Annotated in this window: 6 protein-coding genes and 4 pseudogenes; 1 reads left to right on the top strand and 9 read right to left on the bottom strand. The window is 62.5% G+C overall.

All coding sequences use genetic code 11. The features are described 5' to 3' along the window. Positions 1-74: 74 nt before the first annotated feature. The 8 genes and pseudogenes from EN750_RS13580 to EN750_RS13615 form a co-directional block, all read right to left on the bottom strand. Positions 75-209 (bottom strand): annotated as a pseudogene (locus EN750_RS13580) (iron chelate uptake ABC transporter family permease subunit); the annotation flags it as partial. A gap of 32 nt (positions 210-241) precedes the next feature. Further along, entirely contained in the window at positions 242-928 is a 687-nt protein-coding gene (locus EN750_RS13585; RefSeq protein ID WP_127271619.1) for an ABC transporter ATP-binding protein, read from the bottom strand. Further along, positions 925-1,674 (bottom strand): ABC transporter ATP-binding protein, encoded by a 750-nt coding sequence (locus EN750_RS13590; protein ID WP_127321152.1) that lies wholly within the window; start codon positions 1,672-1,674, stop codon positions 925-927. The genes EN750_RS13585 and EN750_RS13590 overlap by 4 nt, the downstream gene beginning before the upstream one ends. After that, a complete protein-coding gene (locus EN750_RS13595) occupies positions 1,667-2,638 on the bottom strand; it encodes a branched-chain amino acid ABC transporter permease (RefSeq protein ID WP_127396714.1) in 972 nt (323 codons plus the stop codon). The genes EN750_RS13590 and EN750_RS13595 overlap by 8 nt, the downstream gene beginning before the upstream one ends. 8 nt (positions 2,639-2,646) lie before the next feature. Next, on the bottom strand, positions 2,647-3,567 hold the full coding sequence (locus tag EN750_RS13600; protein ID WP_127270515.1) for a branched-chain amino acid ABC transporter permease: 921 nt from the start codon (positions 3,565-3,567) through the stop codon (positions 2,647-2,649). Between the two features lie 137 nt (positions 3,568-3,704). After that, complete coding sequence (locus EN750_RS13605; RefSeq protein ID WP_127270513.1) at positions 3,705-4,841, bottom strand: ABC transporter substrate-binding protein; 1,137 nt, start codon at positions 4,839-4,841, stop codon at positions 3,705-3,707. A gap of 42 nt (positions 4,842-4,883) precedes the next feature. Further along, positions 4,884-5,029: pseudogene (locus EN750_RS13610) on the bottom strand (tryptophan 2,3-dioxygenase family protein); the annotation flags it as partial. Position 5,030: 1 nt separating this feature from the next. Then, positions 5,031-5,215, bottom strand: a pseudogene (locus EN750_RS13615) (2-aminobenzoate-CoA ligase); the annotation flags it as partial. Between the two features lie 273 nt (positions 5,216-5,488). Between EN750_RS13615 and EN750_RS13620 the strand changes: the two are divergent. Further along, a pseudogene (locus tag EN750_RS13620) lies at positions 5,489-5,830 on the top strand (phosphatidate cytidylyltransferase); the annotation flags it as partial. A 25-nt stretch (positions 5,831-5,855) separates the two neighbouring features. On the opposite strand, the gene EN750_RS13625 reads toward EN750_RS13620, so the two are convergent. Next, positions 5,856-6,429 (bottom strand): iron ABC transporter permease (locus EN750_RS13625; protein WP_145967629.1); only part of this gene is annotated, 574 nt, incomplete at its 5' end.

Genomic DNA, 6,429 nt, shown 5'->3' on the forward strand with positions numbered 1-6,429 from the left:
GTTCTTCCACATCGTGCGCTATTTCTGGACGGTCTGAGCCGGCGGCCTGTTGCAAGAGCGGTTCATTGGCGCGCTCAGAGCCGGTTGTGGATCAGCATGGTGACGACGAAGAACGCGCCGACGGAGCTGGTGATGATGCCGATCGGCAGCTCCTGCGGCAGCAGCAGCGTTCGGGCCAGAAGATCGCTGGCCAGCAACAGCACCGCGCCGGGTCAGTTTGGAAGCCGTTTGACACCCTTTTTTATACGCCGAGATAGCGGTCCTGAATTTCTGGCGTCAGCGCCTCGGGCGTGCCTTCGAAGACGGTCATGCCCTTTTCCAGAACGAAGCAGCGGTCGGCCACAGGTAGAAGCTCGGCAAGCGTCTTGTCGACGATAAGGATCGACTGTCCGCTCGACTTGAGCTTGCGGATTGCTGCCCAGATGTCCTGGCGGATCACAGGTGCCAGACCCTCGGTCGCCTCGTCCAGAATGAGCAGGCTCGGATTGGTCATCAACGCGCGGCCGATGGCTACCATCTGCTGCTCGCCGCCCGACAGTGTACCGGCATATTGGTCGCGGCGTTCGCCGAGACGCGGAAACAGCTCGACAACTTTTTCCAATGTCCACGCGCTGCCGCGTGCTGCGGCCAGCAGGTTCTCCAGTACGGTCAGATTGGGAAAGCAGCGCCTTCCCTCCGGCACCAGACCCAGGCCAAGGCGCGCGATGCGGTGCGGGCGCATGCCGGCGACTTGGCGGCCGCCAAAGCTGATCGAGCCTGAGCGCGGTTTCGCGAGGCCGAGAATGGAATTGATCGTCGTCGTCTTGCCCATGCCGTTGCGGCCCATGAGCGCCACGACCTCACCCGCCCTGACGTCGAGCGAGACGCCGAACAGCGCCTGCGATGCGCCGTAGAAGGTTTCGACGCCGTTGAGTTCCAGCAGGCTCACGCAGCTTCTCCGAGATAGGCCCGGCGCACTTCGGGATCGTTGCGGATCTCGTCCACCGTGCCGGTGGCGATGACGCGGCCATAGACGAGGACCGAGATACGGTCGGCAAGCGCGAAGACGGCATCCATGTCGTGCTCGACGAGCAGGATCGGCGCTTCGTGGCGCAGGCCGTCGAGGAATTTCGTCAACGCTTTCGATCCGTCTGGCCCCATGCCGGCCATCGGCTCGTCGAACAAAAAGGCCTTCGATCCAAGGGCCAACGCAATAGCGATTTCGAGTTGACGGCGTTCGCCATGCGACAGCTCAGCGGCTGGCACGTAGGCGCGCCCGGCAAGGCCGACGCGCTCCAGCATCGCCATCGCCGGTTCTGTCAGGCTCTTGTCGCTCATCACGGGGCGTAAGAAGCGGAAGCTCGTTCCCTGGCGTGCCTGCACCGCCAGCATCACATTGCGCAGCGCGGAAAACTCCTGCGCGAGTGATGAGATCTGGAAGCTGCGGCCGAGCCCAAGCCGCCCGCGGGCCGCCATGTCGAGCCCGGCCATATCCTGGCCGAGAAAGCGGATACTGCCGCTGTCTGGCCGGAGCGAGCCCGAGATCTGGTGGATCAGCGTGCTTTTGCCGGCTCCATTGGGGCCGATCAGCGCGTGGATTTCGCCCGGCTTGAGATCGAGGCTGACGCCGTCGGTGGCCTTCAGCGCGCCGAAAGTCTTTTTGAGATCGCGTATTTCGAGGACCAGCTCAGCCATGACGCGCCTCTCCAGCCAAAAGGCCAAGCAGCCCGCCGCGCGCGAACAAAACGACGCCGAGCAGGATCAGGCCAAGGAAGAACTGCCAGCGTTCGGTGAAGCCGCCAAGCGCGAATTCGAACAGCACGTAAAGCATCGCGCCCGCAACCGGGCCGAACAGCCGACCCTTGCCGCCAAGGATGATGAGCACGATCAGCTCGCCCGACATGTGCCACGACAGCATCGAGGGGCTGACGAAGCGGTTGAGATCGGCAAACAGCGCGCCGGCGAGGCCTGTGACCATGGCAGAGATGGCGAAGGCAACGAGCCTGATGTTGAAGGGTGCGATGCCGACGGCGGACAGCCTGGTCGCGTTCTGCCGTGCCGCCTGCAATGCGGCACCGAAGCGCGATCCGCGCAGCAGCCAGAACAGGCCAAGTGCTGCCATCAGCACGACATAGCAGATCAGGAAATAGGTCAGGGACAGCGCCGTGTTCATACCGGGAAAGCCATTGCGGACATAGATCGACAGCCCGTCCTCGCCGCCATAGGCCGGCCAGGAGATGGCGAAGTAGTAGATCATCTGCGCGAAAGCGAGCGTGATCATGATGAAATAGACGCCCGTCGTGCGCAGGCTGATCGCGCCGATCGGCAAGGCGACAAGGCCGCAAACCAGGATAGCCACCGACCAGATGACCGGCATCGAGGTCGTGCCTTGCAGGCCAAACAACAGCGGTTCGGCGTTGAAGGCATGGGTCGCCAGGATGCCGGCGGCATAGCCGCCAAGGCCGAAGAAGGCAGCGTGGCCAAAGGATACCAGCCCGCCAAGACCAAGCGCGATGTTGAGCCCGACAGCAGCGAGCGCAAGGATCGTAATGCGCGTGGCAAGCGTGACGTAGAATTGCTCGCCCATTGCAGACGCACTGAACGGGATCGCTAGCAGCAGAAGTGCCAGCAGTATATTGATGATGGTTTCGCGGCTCATGGTAGCCCTTACGACTGCGCCGCAAACAGGCCGCTTGGCCTGAAAGCGAGGATCAGGGCCATGACTATGTAGATCAGCATGGAGGCGAGTGAGGCACCGATCAGCCCGGCCTGTGCCGTCGGCATCATCAACGCCAGCGCCTTGGGCAGGAGGAAGCGGCCCATCGTGTCGACGAGGCCGACGAGGATGGCACCGAACAGCGCGCCCTTGATCGAGCCGATGCCGCCGATGACGATGACCACGAAGGCGAGGATGAGTGCTGGCTCGCCCATGCCGACCTGCACCGATTGCAGCGCACCGACCAGCGCGCCGGCAAGGCCGGCAAGGGCAGCACCTAGCGCGAAGACAACAGTGTAGAGCGTGCGGATGTCGACGCCGAGGGCTGCGATCATCTCGCGGTCGGATTCGCCGGCGCGGATGCGCATGCCGAGACGGGTGCGCGAGATCAGCAGATAGAGCCCCACAGCAACGGCGATGCCGACGCCGATAATGGCGAGGCGGTAGAGCTGGTACTGGCCACCGCCGGGCAGGGGCACCGCGCCTTGCAGCAGCGGTGGGATGTCGAGATAAAGCGGAAACGAGCCAGACAGCCAGCGCGTGCCTTCCGAAAAGATCAGGATCAGCGCAAACGTCGCCAGCACCTGGTCAAGATGGTCGCGCTCATAAAGCCTGCGGATGACAACGATCTCCATGACCGCACCGGCGGCTGCCGCAGCGATCAGGCTCGCCACCAGACCGATCCAGAACGAACCAGTGGCGGCGGCGACCGTGGCACAGGCAAAGGCGCCGACCATGTAGAGCGAGCCATGGGCGAGGTTGATCAGGCCCATGACTCCGAAGATCAGCGTCAGGCCGGCGGCCATGAGGAACAGCATCACTCCGAGCTGCAGCCCGTTGAGAAGTTGTTCGATCAGAAGGGCGATGGACAAATGAAAGATCCGGACTGTGGTTCAAGGCGGGGAATGCCGAAGCAAGCCGCTGCAAGATACGGCGATGCGGCCTCGCCGCGGCCCCGGCCCCGTCGATGACGAGGCCGGCACTTTAGCAAAGCGGATGCAGCCTTGGGCTACATCTTGCACTGGTCGGCATAGGCGTCCTTGTGGTGTTCGAAGGCGGTGGCGATGATCTTGTTGGTCAAGACATCGCCTTCCTTTACCACCTCACGGACGTAGATGTTCTGGACCGGATGATTGTTGGTGTTGAAGGTGAACTCGCCGCGCACCGACTTGAAATCGGCTGCCTTGAGGGCCGCGCGGAACGCGTCCTTGTCCTTAACACTGGCCTTGGACAGCGCGGACAGGATCAGGTTCGCCGTATCCCAGCTCTGGGCGGCGTAGATTGAGGGCAGGCGATTGTATTCGGCCTTGAAGGCCTCGACGAACTGCTTGTTGGCTTCGTTGTCGAGGTCCCTGGACCAGCTCGCCGAGTTCTTGACCCCGAGGGCTGCGTCGCCAACCGCGGGCAAAATGTCCTGGTCGAAGGAGAAGCCAGGACCCATGACCGGGATGTTCACGCCCGACTGGGCGTACTGCTTCATGAAGGAAATGCCCATGCCGCCAGGCAGGAAGAAGAACACCGAGTCGGCACCGGAATCGCGGATCTGGGCGATCTCGGCGGCGTAGTCGGCCTGGCCGATCTGGGTGTAGGCCTCGCCTGCCAGCTCGCCCTTGTAGTAGCGCTTGAAGCCGGTCAGCGAATCCTTGCCAGCCGGGTAGTTGGGCGCGAGGATGAAGGTCTTCTTGTAGTCCTTGTTGGCGTACTGACCCATCGCCTCATGGAAATTGTCGTTCTGGTAGGCGACGTTGAAATAGTTCTTGTTGCACTTGGCGCCGGCAAGCGCCGACGGGCCGGCATTGGGCGACAGATAGATGACGTCCTGCGCCACCGCGTTGGGCACCACCGCCATCGCCAGGTTCGACCAGATGATACCGGTGAGCAGGTCGACCTTGTCGCTCTGGATCATCTTTTCGGCGAGCTGCACCGCGATCTCGGGCTTCTGGGCATCGTCTTCGATGACCAGCTCGACATCTTTGTTGCCGGACTGTTTCATCGCCAGCGTAAAGGCATCGCGCATGTCGACGCCGAGACCCGCACCGCCGCCCGAAAGCGTGGTGATGACGCCGATCTTGACGGGTTCGGCATAGGCAAGGCCAGATGTGGCCAGCGACAAAGCGAACATGCTGGATGCCAGGATATTCTTCATTTTTCTCTCCTTCCCAGTGTTTTCAATATAGATAAAATAGCTTTAGAGCCGGGTGCGAACTTTCCAGAGTTCAGTGAACAGTTCAACCTCCAGCATCTCTTCAGACACGAAGCGCCCGACGTGCCGCCGGTGCTGCGTTTCATGCCGATGATGCGTTCGACTGTGGTGACATGATTGAAGCGCCAGCGCCCGGCCATTGCCGATCGGCGCGGTGTGGTCACCCAGACCCTTTTCGACCAGACGTCGGTCAGTTCGACACCGGCATTAAGGTATTCGGGGTAGTCGAAGCCATCGAGCAGGAAGTTCGGCCACTGTTCCTCGGGCGGAAGGTTGTCGCGCGTGAAAGTGTCGATATGCGCTGACGGTCCAAGCATTCTGCGGCTGTCCCCTAGATGCTCGTTGCCACGGTCTTGTCGCCGTGCGTGTGTTTGAATACGCAACTTGCCGGGAGGCTTTGCGCCGACGCCGGGCTGGTCATCCGCATATGCGGCAGCACCCGGCGCGATCGAATATGCGACCGGCATTTGGCACAGCGAGACCTCCCACGCTCTCGACTGACGATTGAGAGTTGCACCAGACCAAATTTATTTCAAGCCTAAACTTTTTACCCTGCCCGAGCGTTGGTGCACAAATGCGGCATGTTCGCCATCTTCGGCAAGCTCTTTGGAAAACACCGTTTTTCGCCGAACGTCTCGCCGTCGAAAACCTGGGAAGGCCCGATCGGCGGACTGGTGTCGGCGAGCCTGCTGGGCGCGTTGTTGTCATTCGTCACGCCCTTTTCGCCGCTACAGGCAGCGGGCGTGGCCTTCGTCGCCTGCTCGATGGGATTTCTTGGCGGGTTGGTCGCCTCGGCCATCAAGCGCGACCAGGGCGTCAAGGACTGGGGCCATCTGATCGAAGGCCATGGCGGCATGATGGACCGCACCGACAGCCTGGTCTTCGCTGCCCCGGTGTTCTTTCACCTCGTGCGCTATTTCTGGACGGTGTGATCCGGCGCCCAGTTGCCCACCGCACTCACAGCCGGTTGCGGATCAGCATGGTGACGACGAAGAACGCGCCGACCGAGCTGGTGATGATGCCGATCGGCAGTTCCTGCGGCGGCAGCAGCGTTCGGGCCAGAAGGTCGCTGGCCAGCAACAGCACCGCGCCGAACACGGCGCAGCTGGCAACCAGGCGCAGGTGCAAGGGGCCCGCCAGCGGCCGCGACAGATGCGGGATCATCAGCCCGACGAAGCCGATGACGCCGGCGACCGAGACCAGGATCGCCGTCGAGAAGGCGGCGACGAGAAAGGTCATCCTTCGCATCCGCGCCACCGGCACGCCCAGGCTTTCGGCGGCGTTTTCGCCGGCCAGGAAAGCATCGAGCCGGCGGTGGTTCCACAGCGCGTAAGCCAGGATAGTGCCCGCACCCAAGGCGCCGAGCCAGATATTGTCCCAGCGCGCCAGGCCGAGCCCACCCATGGTCCAGAACAGCACGGAGTGCGCGGCGCGCTGGTCGCCGGCAAAGACAAGATAATTGGTCAAGGCGGTGAACATGAAGGACACGGCAAGGCCGGCAAGGATCAGCCGCTCCGGGCCTTGCCCCCTC

It is taken from the genome of Mesorhizobium sp. M7A.F.Ca.ET.027.03.2.1 (genome assembly GCF_003999175.1).
Lineage (GTDB): Bacteria > Pseudomonadota > Alphaproteobacteria > Rhizobiales > Rhizobiaceae > Mesorhizobium.